This is a genomic window from Pantoea sp. AS-PWVM4 (assembly GCF_000468095.1).
GTDB lineage: Bacteria > Pseudomonadota > Gammaproteobacteria > Enterobacterales > Enterobacteriaceae > Pantoea > Pantoea phytobeneficialis.
On sequence record NZ_ASZC01000044.1, the window covers coordinates 1 to 983 of the forward strand.

A 983-nucleotide genomic window follows, 5' to 3' on the forward strand; every position below is an offset into this window, starting at 1 on the left:
TTGCTCTTTAACAATCCGGAACAAGCTGAAAATTTGAAACGACACGTTGTTTCATTTCTCCGTAATAAGAAATGAAAACGATGTGTTCGAGTCTCTCAAATGCTTGCAGTCTGCATGCGTGAAAACGTCTGTGGGTTGTGAGGTTAAGCGACTAAGCGTACACGGTGGATGCCCTGGCAGTCAGAGGCGATGAAGGACGTGCTAATCTGCGAAAAGCGTCGGTAAGGTGATATGAACCGCAACAGCCGACGATGTCCGAATGGGGAAACCCAGTGCACTTGTGCACTATCGTTAACTGAATACATAGGTTAACGAGGCGAACCGGGGGAACTGAAACATCTAAGTACCCCGAGGAAAAGAAATCAACCGAGATTCCCCCAGTAGCGGCGAGCGAACGGGGAACAGCCCAGGACCTGAATCAGTTTGTGTGTTAATGGAAGCGTCTGGAAAGTCGCGCGATACAGGGTGACAGCCCCGTACATGAAAATGCACAGATTGTGAGTCCGATGAGTAGGGCGGGACACGTGGTATCCTGTCTGAATATGGGGGGACCATCCTCCAAGGCTAAATACTCCTGACTGACCGATAGTGAACCAGTACCGTGAGGGAAAGGCGAAAAGAACCCCGGCGAGGGGAGTGAAACAGAACCTGAAACCGTGTACGTACAAGCAGTGGGAGCCTACTTGTTAGGTGACTGCGTACCTTTTGTATAATGGGTCAGCGACTTATATTCTGTAGCAAGGTTAACCGTATAGGGGAGCCGCAGGGAAACCGAGTCTTAATTGGGCGTTAAGTTGCAGGGTATAGACCCGAAACCCGGTGATCTAGCCATGGGCAGGTTGAAGGTTGGGTAACACTAACTGGAGGACCGAACCGACTAATGTTGAAAAATTAGCGGATGACTTGTGGCTGGGGGTGAAAGGCCAATCAAACCGGGAGATAGCTGGTTCTCCCCGAAAGCTATTTAGGTAGCGCCTCGTGAA

1 rRNA gene is annotated in these 983 nt (G+C 50.2%); it reads left to right on the top strand.

What is annotated here, in order from left to right:
- Positions 1–141: 141 nt before the first annotated feature.
- Positions 142–983, top strand: a 23S ribosomal RNA gene (locus tag L579_RS22950); the annotation flags it as partial.